The organism is Micromonospora echinofusca (assembly GCF_017614955.1).
In the GTDB taxonomy this organism is placed as follows: domain Bacteria; phylum Actinomycetota; class Actinomycetes; order Mycobacteriales; family Micromonosporaceae; genus Micromonospora; species Micromonospora echinofusca_A.
In genome coordinates this window covers 1-16394 of record NZ_WVUH01000153.1, presented here as the reverse complement: position 1 = coordinate 16394, position 16394 = coordinate 1, and the positions used below count along the sequence as shown (strand labels likewise).

Annotated in this window: 15 protein-coding genes; 8 read left to right on the top strand and 7 right to left on the bottom strand. The window is 67.3% G+C overall.

What is annotated here, in order from left to right; all coding sequences use genetic code 11:
• Positions 1 to 924 precede the first annotated feature (924 nt).
• The 3 genes from GSF22_RS18140 to GSF22_RS18130 all read left to right on the top strand — a co-directional run bounded on the left by GSF22_RS18140 (position 925) and on the right by GSF22_RS18130 (position 4028).
• Entirely contained in the window at positions 925 to 1812 is an 888-nt protein-coding gene (locus GSF22_RS18140; protein WP_208814810.1) for a terpene synthase family protein, read from the top strand.
• 38 nt (positions 1813 to 1850) lie between these two features.
• A complete protein-coding gene (locus GSF22_RS18135) occupies positions 1851 to 3029 on the top strand; it encodes a cytochrome P450 (RefSeq protein WP_208814809.1) in 1179 nt (392 codons plus the stop codon).
• Between the two features lie 114 nt (positions 3030 to 3143).
• Entirely contained in the window at positions 3144 to 4028 is an 885-nt protein-coding gene (locus GSF22_RS18130; protein WP_307804092.1) for an alpha/beta fold hydrolase, read from the top strand.
• 243 nt (positions 4029 to 4271) lie between these two features.
• Here the strand turns inward: GSF22_RS18130 and GSF22_RS18125 are convergent, their stop codons facing one another.
• The 5 genes from GSF22_RS18125 to GSF22_RS18105 form a co-directional block, all read right to left on the bottom strand.
• Positions 4272 to 5201, bottom strand: coding sequence for a polyprenyl synthetase family protein (locus GSF22_RS18125; protein WP_208814807.1), 930 nt, complete (start codon positions 5199 to 5201; stop codon positions 4272 to 4274).
• Between the two features lie 182 nt (positions 5202 to 5383).
• Positions 5384 to 6379 carry a 3-oxoacyl-ACP synthase III family protein gene (locus GSF22_RS18120; protein ID WP_208814806.1) on the bottom strand — a complete coding sequence of 332 codons (996 nt, stop codon included), beginning with the start codon at positions 6377 to 6379 and terminating at the stop codon, positions 5384 to 5386.
• A 63-nt stretch (positions 6380 to 6442) separates the two neighbouring features.
• The gene (locus tag GSF22_RS18115; protein ID WP_208814805.1) at positions 6443 to 7675 is read right to left on the bottom strand and encodes a cytochrome P450 family protein; all 1233 of its coding nucleotides are present in this window, start codon (positions 7673 to 7675) and stop codon (positions 6443 to 6445) included.
• Positions 7668 to 8420: an enoyl-CoA hydratase/isomerase family protein gene (locus tag GSF22_RS18110; protein ID WP_208814804.1), complete on the bottom strand. Its 753-nt coding sequence runs from the start codon at positions 8418 to 8420 to the stop codon at positions 7668 to 7670. Before GSF22_RS18110 ends, GSF22_RS18115 begins: the two co-directional genes overlap by 8 nt.
• Positions 8417 to 9175, bottom strand: a complete 759-nt coding sequence (locus GSF22_RS18105; protein WP_307804091.1) for an SDR family NAD(P)-dependent oxidoreductase — start codon at positions 9173 to 9175, stop codon at positions 8417 to 8419. The genes GSF22_RS18110 and GSF22_RS18105 overlap by 4 nt, the downstream gene beginning before the upstream one ends.
• Before the next feature lie 636 nt (positions 9176 to 9811).
• Here GSF22_RS18105 and GSF22_RS18100 point away from each other — a divergent pair.
• From GSF22_RS18100 to istB, 4 genes are all read left to right on the top strand, one after another.
• Positions 9812 to 10474 carry an alpha/beta fold hydrolase gene (locus tag GSF22_RS18100; protein ID WP_244367626.1) on the top strand — a complete coding sequence of 221 codons (663 nt, stop codon included), beginning with the start codon at positions 9812 to 9814 and terminating at the stop codon, positions 10472 to 10474.
• A gap of 20 nt (positions 10475 to 10494) precedes the next feature.
• Entirely contained in the window at positions 10495 to 10686 is a 192-nt protein-coding gene (locus GSF22_RS34870; protein WP_244367625.1) for a hypothetical protein, read from the top strand.
• A gap of 591 nt (positions 10687 to 11277) precedes the next feature.
• On the top strand, positions 11278 to 12774 hold the full coding sequence (gene istA / locus GSF22_RS18095; RefSeq protein WP_208814803.1) for an IS21 family transposase: 1497 nt from the start codon (positions 11278 to 11280) through the stop codon (positions 12772 to 12774).
• Between the two features lie 20 nt (positions 12775 to 12794).
• Positions 12795 to 13544, top strand: a complete 750-nt coding sequence (gene istB, locus GSF22_RS18090; protein WP_280116902.1) for an IS21-like element helper ATPase IstB — start codon at positions 12795 to 12797, stop codon at positions 13542 to 13544.
• A 970-nt stretch (positions 13545 to 14514) separates the two neighbouring features.
• On the opposite strand, the gene GSF22_RS18085 is transcribed toward istB, so the two are convergent.
• The gene (locus GSF22_RS18085; protein ID WP_208814801.1) at positions 14515 to 15312 is read right to left on the bottom strand and encodes a hypothetical protein; all 798 of its coding nucleotides are present in this window, start codon (positions 15310 to 15312) and stop codon (positions 14515 to 14517) included.
• Between the two features lie 272 nt (positions 15313 to 15584).
• On the bottom strand, positions 15585 to 15998 hold the full coding sequence (locus GSF22_RS18080) for a hypothetical protein (RefSeq protein WP_208814800.1): 414 nt from the start codon (positions 15996 to 15998) through the stop codon (positions 15585 to 15587).
• A 194-nt stretch (positions 15999 to 16192) separates the two neighbouring features.
• On the opposite strand from GSF22_RS18080, the gene GSF22_RS35435 reads away from it, so the two are divergent.
• Positions 16193 to 16321, top strand: a complete 129-nt coding sequence (locus GSF22_RS35435; RefSeq protein WP_280116901.1) for a hypothetical protein — start codon at positions 16193 to 16195, stop codon at positions 16319 to 16321.
• Positions 16322 to 16394: the final 73 nt, after the last annotated feature.

Below are 16394 nucleotides of genomic sequence, written 5' to 3'. Positions count from 1 at the left end.
CCTTGCATCACGCACGCCGTTTCCCGATATGCCCCGATTCCGATCTCGACAACCGGAACCGTAGGCCGGTAAACGGCGTGCGCCGCTACGGCACGCTCAACCCACCCACGACAACGTCAGTAGAGCCCGAAAAGGGGCCCAGCAGCGCACGCGGCTCAGGGACAGCCAGCGATCCCTGTCGCAGCCCGGGTGACCAGTACGGCGCCACCAGCCCACAGCCGCCCCCGACCGGCAGTGGCAACGTGGGACCCGCTTCCGCAACAGCCGCCACGCACTGGAGCGCAGCCGCACCGACCGAGACCAGCGGCGGCGAGCAGGCGCTGGCCGTGCGGTGGTGCCGGGTTGTCCACATCGACCAGGTTCGGATTCGCGCGCCTCACCTGGCGCCGCTAACCCCAGCTCCGGCCGGCCTGAACCCACGGACCTCGTGGCGGCGGGCGCGTGATCCGGCCTCGGTACCGCGATCGCCTGGGCGACTTCATCCGGTCCGTGTCCTGTGTCCACGGCAACCGCCGATCCCCTCCCGCTCTCATCCGTCGATGGCCGCATCCGGACATTCGTCGCTGACCGTCACCTTCCCCATTGCAGATCGTCAGAGGGGCTGCCCGACAAGTCCACAAGAGTGACAAGTTGCACGACCAACCTTTAAGGACATAGTGATGGTGCGCAACGTACCGTCAGTATGATCATCTACAGCCGATGCCCGCCTATTGTGCTTACCGGGACCCGGAATCTGATAGGACGGGTTCGGTGAGTAGGAGGCCTTGGCGAATTGACAACTGCCGAAAGGAGTGACGGCATATGGCGCTTTCTGCTCTGCCGGCCAGTCAACCGCATCGTGTTCTCCAGGCGGCGGCGCTTCTCCACGACGGACTCCAAACCTGGTCCCGTCCTTTTCCGTCAGTCGCAGAAGCCCGACAGGGCATGGCTCTGCCCTGGTCGGCATATCTGACGGCAGTCGCCTGCGACGGACGTCTCGACGATGGCGCAATTGAGTTGGCGAAATTCGCCGTTACCTCCGTTGAGTTGGACGACACGCTGGAGATTGGTCCTGGCCTGCGAGACCAAATGGCTCTCGAAGCTCTCGTCTCCACGTCCTGGGACGCGGTGTCAGGCCCCTGTCCCGCTTCCGGTCACATTGGTGAGCATCGCGCCAGGTTGCCGGAGGTCGTGCAGGCTCTCTGCGACATCGTCTGGAGCGTGCGGCGTCGATGCATGTCGTCGGCGTACGACGAGATTTTCCTTCGCCTGTTGAGGGAGATGCTCGACGGCTTCCTTCGAGAGGCGCTGTGGCAGTTGGGCGAACAGCCCTTGCCGACCCTTGACCAATATCTCGCCAACGGTCTCCACTCAGTACAAAGTCCGGTTGGATGGTGGATCTTCGCCGCGTACAGCGCAGAACGCGTGTCTCTGCACACGGATGTGGACCGATTGCGTTCCGCAGCCCTGAATTCCGGCTGGTGCGTTCGGGTCGCCAACGACGTGAACGGTGTGGAACGCGATCGGCAGTCCGGTTCCCCCAACGCTGTGGTGCTCGCGGCAGACGAATGGGACTGCAGTGAGAGAATGGCCGAACAGCGACTTGTCGACATGATGCGTCGACGCCTTGCCGAGCTGGAGAAGAGCCCACCCGAAGGGCCACCATCGCTTACGGCCACCTACCAAGCGATCACCCGGGGCACGGCTTTCCTCGTCGACTGGTACCTCTCCAGGAACGACATCGAGTTTTCGTCCGAGGATCACGCGGTGCTCACGGCTGCTGGAATAAGCCCGGCCGTAGTGTCGACGCCACCCATCAATCCGAACTATTAGCGGTGCCGGCGGCACCTGTTGACAGGAGTTAGGTCGAAATGACGCTGGCAACTGCGGTACCCTGGCCGCCAGCCCACCCCCCGCACCGACTGTTCGGGATCGCGCCCGATTACATCGAACTCAGTCGACAGGCACCGCTGGTTCGCTTGTCGCTCGCATCGGGAGCCGAGGTCTGGTTGGCTACCCGCTACCAGGACGTGCGTACTGTCCTGTCCGATCGCCGGTTCAGCTCCTGTACCCGCCCGTTGCACCGGACCGGGCGGCAAGGAGAGGTCACGGTCGCGAAGCTGGTGCACTCCGACCCTCCCGAGCACACCCGTTACCGGTCGCTGATCAACAGGGCGTTCTCCGCGCGCCGGATGATTGCCCTCGAGCCGCGGATCCACCAGCTGACCGAGGAGTACCTCGACGCGATGGCCACCGGCCCTCGCCCGACGGACCTGATCCAGGCGTTCGCCCATCCTCTGCCGGTGCGGGTGATCTGCGAGCTGCTGGGTGTCTCCTACGCCGACCAGAGTGTCTTCCTCCAGCCCATCACACATCTACTCAGCAACGACGTGAGTGGCCACGAAGCCAAGGAGTCGTTCGCCGGCCTGCTCGACTGGATGTCCGCACTTCTGGCCGAGAAACGGGCCGGCGACAGCGACGACCTGCTCAGTGAGCTGGCCAGGTGCAGTGACCTGCCCGACGGCGAACTCGCCGACCTGGCCATCACCCTGCTGGCCGGTGGGTACGAGTCGACGACCGGGATGATCGCGGCCAGTGTCGCGGTACTGGACGCGTATCCCGAGGCGCGGCTGGCACTGCGCTCGGGCGCCGCAGACTGGGACCGCGCCATCGAAGAGCTGCTGCGCTACATCACGGTGATCCATCACGGCCTCGACCGCGTGGTCACCGAGGACGTGTTCCTCGGTGGGCAGATCCTCCGAAGGGGCGAACGCGTCATCGCGTTTCTACCCGCAGCCAACCATGACCTCGAACTGTGCGCGGACTCCGAACGTCTGGACGTCATGCGGTCGCCGGTCCGTCACGCCTCGTTCGGCTTCGGTCCCCATCAGTGCGTCGGCCAGCAGTTGGCACGCTCAGAGATTCGCATCGCACTGTCAGGGCTGATGCGTCGCTTTCCGAACCTGCAGCTCGCCGTCGACCCCGAAGAACTGCGCTACCGCTCGAACATGGTCGTCGACGGACTGCGGGAACTCCCCGTCACCTTCTGACCCGTGCGCGAACCCGACCCGGAAAGGCTGGATGTGGATACCCCGATCACCCATCGATCCGTTGCCGTCAACGGCTTACGGCTCCACCTGGCCGAGGCGGGGGATGGCCCCCTGGTGCTCCTGCTCCACGGCTTCCCGGAGTGCTGGTACTCCTGGAGGCACCAGCTCACCGCTCTCGCGGCGGCCGGATTCCACGCCGTCGCGCTCGACCAACGTGGAGTTGCCCGCAGTGAACGCCCCACCCAGGTGGAGGCGTACAGCATCCTGCATCTGGTGGGCGACGTGACGGGCGTCCTGGATGCCCTCGGGGAGGAGCGTGCTGCCCTCGTCGGCCACGACTGGGGCGCATACGTCGCCTGGCACGTCGCCAAGATGCGACCCGACCGGGTACGCGGGATCGTCGGACTGAGCGTCCCCCACCAGCCACGCGGCATCGAGCCGCCGATGACCACGTTCCGAAAGCACTTCGGCGACGGCTTCTACATGTCCTACTTCCTCCAGCCGGGACCAGCCGACGAAGAACTGGCCCGCGATCGCCACCGGACCTTCCGGCTGCTGCTGCGCGGCGGATCACCAGGCAAACCCCGGGCCGCCCACCGGTCGGCCCAGGTGATGGCGCAGGACGGCACGCTACTCGGTAGCTACCCCGAGCCGAGCGCACTCCCCAACTGGCTCACCTCGCACGACATCGACGTCTTTGCGGCCGAGTTCGCCGACGGTTTCACCGGCGGTCTCAACTGGTACCGCAACCTCGACCGTAACTGGGAACTCACCTCCGCCTGGCACAACGCACCCGTGCAGCCCTCCGCGCTCTACATCGTCGGCGACCAGGACCGTATCCTGCTCTGGCCCGACGCGGAGGAACACATCACAACGATGCGGGAGCATGTGCCCAATCTCCGGGACGTCATCCGGATCCCCGACGTCGGCCACTGGACCCAGCAGGAAGCTCCGCACGTCGTCAACACCGCCCTTGTCGACTTTCTGCGTTCCCTCTAGGCGGTAGCCAGCTCAGCCGACGAATCCCCGCAGCAGATACATCCGCTTCGGAGTCGCGTGGCGCGGTGCGCGGCCTGCCGATCCGACAGCACCCGTCGACGGCAGTCGACCCGGTGTGGGGAGGTGGGGAGCAGGGTGGGGCCGACTGCACCGATGGCTCCCGCGTCCACCTCCACCCACCGCCCGCCATGGACGCGCAGGCCGTGTCACCCTGCTCCGTTACCCCAGCTCACCGAGTTCAGTTCAACGATCGCGCCCGGTGACGAACGTAGCGATGTCCGTGAACTCCTGGCGTACCTGCTCGGGCAGGTCCAGCCCCGCCAGCTCGGCCCAGGCACGGTCGGTCTCCCGCGACGCTTCCCGTTCGGCCCAGGCGCGGGCCCCGGTCGCCTCGACCAGCGCGGCCGCCCGGGCGACTTCAGCATCTGTCAGCGGCGCCGACGACCGGTACAACTCCATCAGCGCACTACTGGCGCCACCGCCGGCGTTCAATGCGCATACCACGGGCAGCGAACGCTTGCGGCCACGTAGGTCGGAGCCCGTCGGCTTGCCGGTACGTCGCGTATCACCCCAGATGCCGAGCAGGTCGTCGACGAGCTGGAACGCGAGCCCAAGGTGGAAGCCGAACCGGGACAGGCCGTCGACCAACCCTGGGGCACCGTCGCACAACAGTGCTCCGAGCACGCATGAACCGGACAGTAGCGCGGCGGTCTTGTTGCCGGCCATCGTCAGGCATTCGTCCAGAGTGACGTTGTCGCGGCGTTGGAAGGCCAGATCGGCGCCCTGCCCACAGATCAGGGCCCGCATGTCCCGGCTGAACCGCCGTACCGCCGGGCCGCCGCCACGAACCTCGGCGAGCGCCTCGTATGCCAGGGCGACGAGGGCATCGCCGGCGAGGATGGCCGGGCCGGTGCCGAAGACGGCCCAGGCGGTGGGCCGATGCCGACGCTCGGTGTCGCCGTCCATCACGTCGTCGTGTAGGAGCGAGAAGTTGTGCGCCAGCTCGACTGCTGCGGCGGCGGGTACGCCGGCTTCGAGGTCAGCGCCGGTGGCCTGCGCCGACAGCAATGCCAGAGCTGGCCGTAGACCCTTGCCCTGGCACGTGGTCGGTGAGCCGTCGGCATTCCAGTAGCCGAGCTGGTAGCCGGCGACCAACCGGTTGTCCGGGTCCAACCGGTCCAGCAGCGTCCGGATGGCCGGCTCGACGTGGGTCCGGACCTGGCCGGCGCTGTCGCTCCGCGGGGTCGGCCCGGCCTCCGCGCGTCCTGGGCGATCCGTGGTACCCGTGCGCAGGAGCCGTATGGTCCCGCGAACTTCGGAGTCGCACGTTCGACCGGCGTCGGGGGTAGCCGGCGTCACCGGCCGGTACCCCACCGCAACAGGCAGGCACCCCAGGTCATGCCGGCCCCGACCGCCGCAAGCAGCACGGTGTCGCCGTCACGTAGCCGACCGTTGGCTGCGGCCGCTCCGAGCGTGACCGGAACGGATGCCGCCCCGGTGTTGCCGTAGACGTCGCCGGTGTACAGGGTCTTTTCGGGGCCGACGCCGATACTGGCCAGGACGGTCTGGATGAGTTGGACGTTGGCCTGGTGCGTGACGACCAGATCCACATCGGCCAAGGTGAGTTCGGCCTGCGCCAGCAGTTCCTTCACCATCGTCGGGACGATGTCCGCGAAGAACTCGGCGACCTTACGGCCCTGCATCGTACCGACATAGGGGTCCCGTGCCCCCGGTCCCGGTGTCACGATCGCATAGTCGGTCTTGGTGCCGTCCGCGCCCAGAACGATCTCGCCGATCCCGTACGGCTGCCGGACCGGGGCCAGGACGGCAGCGCCGGCGCCGTCGGCGAAGATGGCGGCGGTGACCCGGTCGGAGTAGTTGACGTGCGGGGTGTACCGGTCCGCGCCGACTATCAGTGCATAGCCGGACGATCGACCTGATTGAAGCAGCCCCAGAGCGACATGGAGGGCGTACAGGAATCCGGTGCAGGCGGCGTTGAGGTCCAGAGCCATCGCCTGTGCCGCGCCGAGCTGGCCCTGGACGCCACATGCGATGGAGGGGCCGAAACGTCCAGGAGTGCAGGTGGCCACGATGATGACCGACACGTCGGCGGGGTCGACGCCGGCGTTCGCCAGCGCCCGTCGGCCGGCTTCGCTGGCCATGTGGGTCAGTGTCTCTTCCTGCCGGGTGGTGGCTCGGGAGAGGATGCCGGTTCGCCGCATGATCCATTCGGGATCCATGCCGATGCGCTGTGCCAGCTCTACGTTGTCGACCCGGCCTTCGGGTACGTAGCTGCCGAGACCGATGATGCCGAAGGGTGACTCAAGGTGGGACCGGGTGGTGCTGTTCATCGGATGCCTTCCGTGGATACTTCGGCCGTCAGGCGGGGGAGGAAGCGGACAGCTGGGGAGATGTCAGGATGCGATCTCGTCGTTTCGGGGTCCCGGATGCCGGGGGCCGAGAACGATCGGCAGTGTGCTGAGCGCCCGGAATCCGAGGCCGGGCCGCCAGTTCAGTTCGTTCGGCGGGATCGCCAGTCGCAGTGCGGGAAACTGGCCGATCAGGAGCGCCATCGCGATCTTGATCTCGAGACGGCCGAGCGTGGCGCCGAGGCAGAGGTGGCGGCCGTACCCGAAGGCGAAGTGTTGGTTGTTCTCCCGCCGTAGGTCCAGGCGGTCCGGGTCGGCGAAGCGTCGTGGGTCGTGGTTGCCTGATCCGACGGCCAGCAGCACGGTCTCACCGGCGGGGATGGTCACCGGGCCGATGGTCAGCGGGGCCACCACGAAGCGTTGGGCCAACACCTGCAGGGTCGAGGTGTGCCGTAGCAGTTCCTCGACCGCCTGGTCGAGTTCCCGGCCCCGCGCGGCGCGGAAGTACCCGAGTTCCTCCGGATGTTCCAGCAGGGCCAGAGTGGCGGTGCAGATGGTGCTCGCGCTGCTCTCGTACCCGGCGATGACGAGTTGGAAGACACTGGACACGAGTTCCTCCGCGGACACCAGGCCCTCGTGGTCGTGGGCGGCGACCATGGCGCTGATCACGGCGTCGTCGGGGTTTCGGCGCTTCGTCTCGATGAGGTCGTTCAGGTAGTCGTGGAAGGCGTTCGCGTCGGCGAAGAACTGTGCGGTGGCGTCGGCGGGGGACGAGAGAATCGACAGGGTCCACCGGCTGAGGTCCGCCCGATCGGCATGTGGCACACCGAGCAGTTCGGAGATGACCGCCAGCGCGAGCGGGAAGGCGAAGTCCTGCGCCAGTTCCACCGGCTCATCCGTCGGCAGCGCCGCAAGCAGGTCGTTGGCGGTTCGAGCGATGTGCGGTGCCAGGCGACCGGTACGACGAGGGCTGAGCGCTCCGGCGACCAGCCGGCGGAGGCGTCCATGGTCGGGTGGGTCGCTCGCCACCATGTGCCGGCCCATCGGAAACCTGGGCCCCTCGGTGACGGTCGACACCGAGCGTGGGTCGTTGCGCAGAGCGGGGTCGAGGACGGCGCGGACGATGTCGTCGTACCGGGTCACCAGCCAGGACGTCCGGCCACGGCGGCGCTGCATCGGGCACACCGGGTTCTCTTCGCGGAGTCGGGCGAAGAGCGGATACGGGTCCCGGACGTGTTCCGCGGTGGTGAGGTCCACCGCTTCCTGCCGGTCAGCCACGGCGTGTCCCGAAATGATGGAATGTGCTGGTGTGTTCGCCGTGGGCGAGCAGGTCGGCGAAAAGCTCGCGCTCCAGCCCCAGGCCCTGCGCCAACGGCATCTCCACGCCCTGGTTCACGGCCTGTTTGGCGGCCCGCAGCGCACCGGCCGGATGGTGGGAGAACCGCTGCACCCACTGCCGGGCTGTGGCGTCGAGCGCTGTTTCGGCGACCACCTGGTCCGCCAGTCCGATGCCGACCGCTTCGGTGGCGTCGATGTGCCGGCCCGAGAAGATGAGTTCCTTGGCCCGCGCCATTCCGATGAGGCGCGGGAGACGCTGGGTGCCACCGGCTCCGGGAATGACACCCAACGCGACTTCGGGCAGCCCGAAGCGGGCGGTGGGGGAGCAGATCCGGAAATCCGCTGCCAGGCTCAGTTCGCAGCCGCCGCCCACCGCCGCGCCGGTCACCGCGGCGACGACCGGTACCGGAAGCGCGGCGATCTCTTCGGCGAGCCGGCTGATCTGCGTCGCGTACTCGTCGATGCGTGTTCCTGACAGGGTGGACATCTCCTTCAGGTCACCCCCGGCGGAGAAGTTGCCATTGGCGCCCTTGATGACGACAGCCCGCACCTCGGCTCGCTGTCGCACCTCAGCGACGGCCGCACGTAGGCCGAGCTGCATCGTCGTGTCGAACAGGTTCAGCGGGGGGCGGTCCAGGAGGATCCAGGCGGTCGCCCCGTCGTCGTAACGAACCGTGACGCTCACCGTAGTCCTCCCGTGACGTCGAGTACGTGGCCGTTGATGTAGGAAGCTGCGGGGCTGGCCAGAAAAACTGCCGCTGCCACCACTTCGTGTGGCTCACCGGCACGGCCGGCCAGCATTCGCGGCCAGTACAGTTGGCGGAGCCGTTCGTTTGCTCCCACCGCAGCGCCCATACCGACGGTCAGGATTCCCGGAGAAATGCAGTTGACTCGAATGTTGCGGTTGGCGAACTCTGCGGCACAGCAGCGCGTGAACGCCTCGGTTGCCGCTTTGGAGGCGATGTAGGCGCTGGCGCCGGGCGCTGCATAGGAGGCCATTCCTGAGGAGACCGTGAGAATGCTTCCGCCGCTTTCCCCAAAATGGGGGAGTGCGGCCTGGACGGTGTGGAAAAGCCCGTCCAGGTTGGTGTTCATCACGTCTCGCCATTCGGTCGGACTCATCTTGTGAATGAGGCCGTTGCGGGTGACACCCGCATTGGCGACGACAATATCGAGCCGCCCGAACTGTTCCACCGCTGCGGACATCAGCCGGTTGAGGGAGTCGGCGTCGCAGACGTCGACCGGATGAAAAGCGGCCCGTTCGCCGTACCGGTCGGCGATCTCGCCGAAGTCGCCTTCCGTGCGGGCTGCGGCCAACACGGAAGCACCAGAATCGAGGAATCCCTCGGTCAGAGCGCGACCCAGCCCCCGTGTACCGCCAGTGATCACAGCGGTCAGGCCGTCGAGCCGCGATCGCTTCGTGTCTGAGAGGTCCAACACCAAAAGCACCGCCCTGCTATTGACTCGGTCATTGTCACTTGGCCGCAGATGCTAGCCGCCGGCGAGTTCGTAAAGTGGATCCGCTCGATGGACGGAAAAAACTGGCCGATCGGATCTCTCATCGGGTTGAACCAAGTCGCCTGGCCATACGTAGTAGCCAGGAAGACCTCGCCCGGCACGCGGACAACAGAGGCTCCTGAGGAGAAGAGGCGGTGGTTTGCATGGCGAATCAGGATGGCCGTCGAAGGGAGACGACGTGGGCGTGCAAGCCGTGCGACTCCGGGTGCCCACGGTTCACTTCTGCCAGAATGTGAGGGACCGAGATCTCACGGCGGAGAAGAGATACCTATCCGATCCGGATTCCTGGCGGGCGCGGTACGGCATCGTCTGGAAGACCGACAAGATGGCGATCCGCCAAGCCACACGCGACCAGAAACCGGCGGTACCGACGGGTTACGAGGAACGCGGTGCGGCCAGCAGCCGGCAGCGCCGGCTTCTCCGAGGTACACCGCACTCGATCGACTGGACCGGCCTGTTCCGCGTGACCCGTCTGCCGGAACGGACCCCACCGGTTGGTCTCGCACGACTGTCGGTCGTTACGGTGCGGGTGGCACCGCTGGCCGTAGTCTCAGCGTCATGACGGGGAAGCAGACACATACCCTTGCCCTGCCGGGCGTCGACCTGGTCTACGACGTTCGCGGCCCGCTCCCACCGGCGGGCGGACGTCCGGCGCTGGTCATGATCGGTCAGCCGATGACGGCGGAGGGCTTCGAAGCGCTCGCCGCCCACTTCACCGACCGCACGGTCGTCACCTACGATCCGCGCGGCCTGGGCCGTAGCGTCCGCACGGACGGCCGGTCCGATCACACGCCGCAGCAACAGGCCGCCGACCTGCACCTGCTGGTCGAGGCGCTCGGCGTCGGGCCGGTCGACATGTTCGCCAGCAGCGGCGGTGCGGTGACCGCGCTCGAACTGGTCGCGACGCACCCCGGGGACGTCGGCACGCTGGTGGCGCACGAGCCGCCGATCAACGCCGTGCTACCCGACGCTACCGCCGCCGAACGTGCCCAGGCCGCCGTCCATGAGGCGTACCGGGCGAGGGGTACCGGCGCGGGCATGGCCGCGTTCATCGCGATGACGTCGTGGCGGGGTGAGTTCACCGACGCCTACTTCGCCCAGTCCGCGCCGGACCCGGCGATGTTCGGGCTGCCGACCGACGACGACGGTACCCGCGACGATCCGCTGCTGTCGAAGAACTCGGGGCGGTCACCGACTACCGACCCGACGCGGAGGCGCTGACCGCGGCACCGACCCGGATCGTGATCGCGGTCGGCGAGGAGTCGGCGGGGACGTACACCGCGCGGACGGCCGTCGGCACCGCGGCCCTGCTCGGCCAGGAGGCCACGGTGTTCCCGAGTCATCACGGCGGCTTCCTCGGTGGCCAGTTCGGTTACGCCGGCAAGCCCGAAGAGTTCGCCGCGAGGCTACGGGAGGTGCTGGCCGCCGGTTGACCAACTCGGGTGGCACCGCCGGCGTCGCACCGCCTCCGCCACGAGCATGACACCGGCTGACATCGCGTGGCGGCCGGCAGCACGTGCCGCCAGGCGAATCAGGAACGCCGCTGGTGCGGCCAGGTTTCTCCCGAACCTGGAGAGCTGTGGATACCTCAGGTGCGGCATGACGTCACGGTAGCCACGCTCCGGAAGGTGACCGCCCGGCGTGTTCACATCGGCCGCGATCGCACGCCGGGCAGTCGCCTTCCTCGCGCCTCGCGCCCACTCGTGCCAGGTCGCACGCTAGTTGCTGAACCTGTGACAGCTGCTCGCTGTTCAGCCGCCGCGCATCCCAGGCCAGCGCAGCCAGTTCCGCCCGGCGCGGGTACAACCGTGCGGTGTCGACGGGCGGGCCGACGCCGGTCAGGGCGGCCAGGTGTCAGCGGCCAGGGAATGATCCGGGTGGGCGGACATTTGTCTCCGGGCTGGCGGACAGCAGAACTCCGGGTGGACGGTCACGAGATCGGTGGATGACGCCCCGATATGTAGGTGGTCCCCGCGTCGTTGCACTGATTGTCGAAGATCAGCTGCTGCAACGCCGGGGGACCTGTGACCAAGTCTGGCAGGGAAATCGTGGAGATTCTGGAAGCGTTCGATCTGACTCGCTGTGCGCATTCGGCGGCGCAGCTCGTCGGGGTCGATGAGAAGACGGTGGTCAGGTATGTGGCGATCCGTGACGAGGGTGGTGACCCGTTCTCGCGTTCGCGTCGACCGCGGGTGACGGACCCGTTCGTGGACAAGATCGAGGAGTTGGTGGAGAAGTCCCAGGCGCGGATCCGCGCTGATGTGGTGCATCAGCGTCTGACGGCGATGGGGTTCACCGGTAATGAGCGTTCGACGAGACGGGCGGTCGCGGAGGCGAAGGCGGCGTGGAAAGCGGGCAGGCGGCGTTCGTATCGGCCGTGGTCGCCTGAGCCCGGGATGTGGATCCAGTTCGACTGGGGTGCCGGGCCGGTCATCGCCGGGCGCAGAACGAGTCTGTTCTGCGCGTGGTTGTCGTGGTCACGGTTCCGGGTCGTGTTGCCGGTCTGGGACCAGACGCTACCGACGTTGGTGTCGTGTCTGGACGCGACACTGCGACGCATCGGCGGCGCGCCGACGTATGTGCTGACCGACAACGCGAAGACGGTGACGGTCGAGCACGTCGCCGGCGTCGCGATCCGTCATCCGGAGATCGTGGCCGCTGGCCGGCACTACGGCTGCAAGGTCGAGACGTGTGAACCGTTTGATCCGGAGTCGAAAGGTGGCGTCGAAGCGACGGTGAAGGTCGCGAAAGCGGATCTGGTGCCGACATCGGCGAACCTCGCGCCGGCCTACGGGTCGTTCGCCGAGTTGGAGGATGCCTGCTTCGACTGGTGCGAACGGGTCAACAACCGGGTGCACCGGGAGACCAGGGCCATCCCGGCGGTCCGTCTCGTGGAGGAACGCCGTCACCTGCATGTCCTGCCCACCCAGCCGCACGCGGTGGCGTTGGGTGAGGAACGCCTGGTCAACGACGACCAGACGGTGTCGTTCGGGTCGGTGCGCTACTCGACCCCGCCAGGACACGTCGCCACGAAAGTGTGGTGCCGGGTCGCCGGCGACGAACTGGTGATCGTCGGGCGGACCAGAGCCGGCCTGGCCGAGATCGCCCGTCATCGGCTGTCGACGCCGGGTAACCCGTCGATCGTCGACACCCACTACCCGCACCATCCCGGCGGGAACCTGCCGCGTCCGCCGCGGCCCAGGCCGCGGACCTGCGAGGAGGCCGCGTTCCTGGAGCTGGGTGAAGGCGCCCACCGGTGGCTCATCGAAGCCGGTGCCGCCGGCGCGGTCCGGGTCCGGGCGAAGATGCGCAAGGCCGTTGAACTGGCCGCGGCACTCGACCGGCAGCAGGTCGACCACGCTCTCGGCCTCGCGGCGATCGCAGGCCGCTTCGACGACGGCGACCTCGTGTCCATCCTGGACCACCTCGCCACCGCTGCTCCGCCAACAGATGTCGTGTTCGTCGACGAGAGCCATTCGGTTCAGCCCGGCACCGGCCCTTGGGAAGGATTCGGCTCATGACCCGGCCTCAACCCACACCGATGCCGGAGGATCTGGAACAGATCCTGCGCCGGATGCGCCTGCCCTACCTCCGCAAAGCGGCACCCGACGTGTTGGCGACCGCCCGTGCGCAACGCTGGGACCCCGCCGAGGTCCTCCGGGTCCTCCTCAACGAGGAGGTCACCGGCCGCGACGCCGCGACCCGGCGGTTACGGCGCAAGACCGCGAACTTCCCCAGCGGCAAGACCCTGACGTCCTGGCGTCCCGAGGACTCCTCGATCTCCGAAGCCACCCAGAACGCCCTGACTACCCTGGAATGGATCCGCCGGCACGAGAACCTCGTCGTGTCTGGCCCATCCGGGACCGGTAAATCGCACTTCGTCGAAGGCCTGGCCGCGGCGGCGATCGAGTCCGACATGCGGGTCGTCTGGTTCACCCTCGAAACGCTGACCCAGACCATCGGGAAAGCGAAAGTGGACGCATCCGTCGCCCGGACCATCGCCCGGATCTGCGGCGTCGACCTGATCGTCGTCGACGACATCGGCATGCTGCCCGCAGGTCAGGACGCCGCAGAAGCGTTCTACCGCGTCATCGACGCCGCCTACGAACGCAGGTCCATCGCCGTGACCAGCAACATCCACCCCAGCGGCTTCGACACGATCATGCCCAAGACCCTCGCCACCGCGACCGTCGACCGACTTCTGCACCACGCCCACCTGGTCCTGACCAAGGGCGACAGCCACCGCCTCGCCGAGGCACTCGCCGGGAAAGGAGTCCTGCCCCTGACCTGAACAACAACCAGATCTCGTGACCGCCCACCCGGAGAAAAGCTGTCCGCCCACCCGGATGCCCAACGTCCGCCCACCCGGCGATCCAAATGACCGTTGACACCAGGTCACCGGCCGGAATACCCAGCACCGCCGCGAACGCGGTCACGTATCGCGGAGTCAACGCCGAATGGCCGTACAGCACGCGGTAGATCGTCGAGTCCGAGACATACGGTCCATCGCCCACGCCGTGCAGCAACTGCGCGATGTGCGGGCGCATGTTTCGATTGGCCAGCAAGCCCACCAGCAACCCACCGGGCCCTGCTGGAGGTCGCGCTGGCGGCGGAAGCGTCTCGGCACGCAGGAGCACCGAGCGTGACCGGACGAACTCGTGCAACCGGTCGAAGTCTTCCCCGAACAGGCGCATAGCCGATCTCATGACGTGCCCGACATTCCAGGGACGGGTACCTCTTGCGGGAGCCAGGTCGACCGGCACGTCCTGACCGGTGATCACGAACAGGTCCGCAGTGTGCAGACCCAACGCGGGCGCCAGCCGACGCAACAGGGGAACACCGGCGTGGCCGCCGGCCAGCACGACGTCAAGTTCCGGTACGGTCACGCCCGCAGCCCGCGCCACCGTTGCCGGATCGGTCCGTCGGTGCGCCAGCAGCCGCCCCAACGGCAGCCCGGGACCTGGCAACTCCATCACAGCAGCCAACTGTACGTAGCAGACTCCCACCCAGGCGGAGCCGACAACCGGACCGGGTGCCGGACGGCGATGCGCCGGTTTCGACAGTTGGCTATCGTCGGCCAGCCGAAGAGTCCGATGACCACGACGAGCAGTAGTGGCTTCGGGAAGCGGAGTTCGTGCTGTTCCTGGCCTTCGATGCCGAGATCTGTACCGTCAACTGCGCCACCAACGCCATCGGGCGGCAACGCCCGCCTCCGCCGCGCTGTGCGGGTAACGTGTCCGGTCGGTGGCGCTGGGAACGGCCTACCCGATGAGCCGGATCGTGGCTGCGCTGTTCAATGCCTGTCTGGTGAGGAGTTGCCTGACACCGTCAAGCTGATCATGGCGGGCGGCAATGAGTTCCTCCTGGTACAGCGAGTGCAACGCGATCGCCAGCCCGGAGAGGTTCACCTCGGTGCGACATCGCTGATCGGCGGTCGCGGTCGCGATCTCGTCCGCCGAGACGGCACGTTCCGGTTCCTCGCTCGTGATCGACACGGAGCTGACCCAGCGTGTGTCCGCCTCCGCATCAGCCGTGCTGGCGTATTCGTATCCCGTGCGGCGCATGCATTCGCTCCATGCCCGCTGGACACCCAGGTACCGGCTGTCGTTCCCGACCCGTCGGGTGGCTTCCAGCTCCAGATCGGCCAGAGCTGTCCACGGCACGGCTCGATCATCCTTGATCACCGCGCGCAACGGTACGCCCTCCGGGCCGTCGAGCTCGCGTCGTACCTGCCCGTCGCAGCCGCCGCTCGGTACGGGTGTTCCGGCGAAGACCTCGACCGTTCCCTCGAAGACCGGCGTGTACGCCTCCGGTACTGTCAGTGCCTTGGTGAGCCCACGCGTCGCAGCTGCGAAGAGGTCACTCTGGTAGCCTGCCGGACCGCGGTACCCGTAGCGGGCCGGTTCGCGGCTGTCCAGCCAGCCAGCCAGTTCCGGTGCCCGTTGGAACACCACGAGCCGGATCTCCGGGAGTGCCAACCGGATGCCGAAACGGCTCATGCAGCGTCGTAGCAGGAGCATCCGAGCCTGCTGAACCCGCTGGTACTGCTCGGGCGTCAACTCGAACCTGCTCAGCGGTAGTACGAAGTCCGTCGCCGAACGCGGAACTGGCACCGAGACCAGCGAGGGTTCCTCTGGATTTCTTGGTACTTTTGTCCGCTCCGGAACGTCGCCGTCTCCACAAGCAGTGGCCAGCGGCAGCAGCAGGGCCGCGAGCGAGATGGTCCCCACCCATCTGCGGATGTTCATCCGAACCCTTTCCTATGTCGTTCCGGATCAGGGGAGCAGCAACGAGGTGGGCGCCGCAAGGATGCGACGCCCACCTCCTGCCGTCAGACGTAGACCTTGCCGGAGTCGAAGGTGTACGCCGTCACGGCCAGCCGCCCCCTGGAGAACGCCCAGTTGACCTGGTTGAAGGGCACCGCTGCGGTGAAGGCCGAGTTCTTGCCGCTGGCTACCGTGGACCAGGTCGGCCATGAGCCGCCGTACCCGCCGCACCAGTACGAAACGCTGTTGCCCGTGTAGTTCCATCCCATGGCGACCGCGTCGCCGGATTTGCCGCCGTAGATGACCGCGAAGACGTGGCTTTGGTAGAACCGGATGGCTGTCGTCCGGCCCTCCGCCGAGGACTGAATCTGATTGGGCGCGACGACCTTGTAGTCCCGGGCCGTCCCGCACCACGTGTCGGCGGCAGCAGCGGGCCCGGTCGCTGCGACGAGTGCGGTCGCCGTCGCGATCCCGGTCACCGCGACCGTAGCCGCGAGTTTTCTCAGCATCGAGGATCTCCCCTTTCGTACCCCTGTGGTGTCTGTCGGCACCATGGCAAACCCGGCGGGAACCTCGAAAGACCTTGTGCCGTCCCGGACAGGTACCCCGCCTGTCCGGCCTGCTCGCAGCGATGTCCGGATCCTGTCCGGAAGCTGCCGGACACGTTCGAGAAGTGGCCCCTGCGGCCGTGCACCGGCGCGGACACGGCGCGATGTACGCGCTCGCCCATGGCCTGCTCGCGGTGTTCCGGCTGCGGACGGTCCGGCCGGGCTTGGCCTGCCGCATGGGCCGGACGGGTTGAGCCGGAGCGCGACGCAACAGGGCTCGTCGGCTTGACGCAACAGCTCAAGGAGGGGCGGGGTTCACGGGGGCAC

What these genes read in the sequence shown, in the direction of transcription:
- istB (WP_280116902.1), top strand. Translation starts at nt 12,795, where the DNA reads ATGCCGGAGGATCTGGAACAGATCCTGCGCCGGATGCGCCTGCCCTAC.
- GSF22_RS18140 (WP_208814810.1), top strand. Translation starts at nt 925, where the DNA reads ATGGCTCTGCCCTGGTCGGCATATCTGACGGCAGTCGCCTGCGACGGA.
- GSF22_RS18100 (WP_244367626.1), top strand. Translation starts at nt 9,812, where the DNA reads ATGACGGGGAAGCAGACACATACCCTTGCCCTGCCGGGCGTCGACCTG.
- GSF22_RS18120 (WP_208814806.1), bottom strand. Translation starts at nt 6,379, where the DNA reads ATGAACAGCACCACCCGGTCCCACCTTGAGTCACCCTTCGGCATCATC.
- GSF22_RS18135 (WP_208814809.1), top strand. Translation starts at nt 1,851, where the DNA reads ATGACGCTGGCAACTGCGGTACCCTGGCCGCCAGCCCACCCCCCGCAC.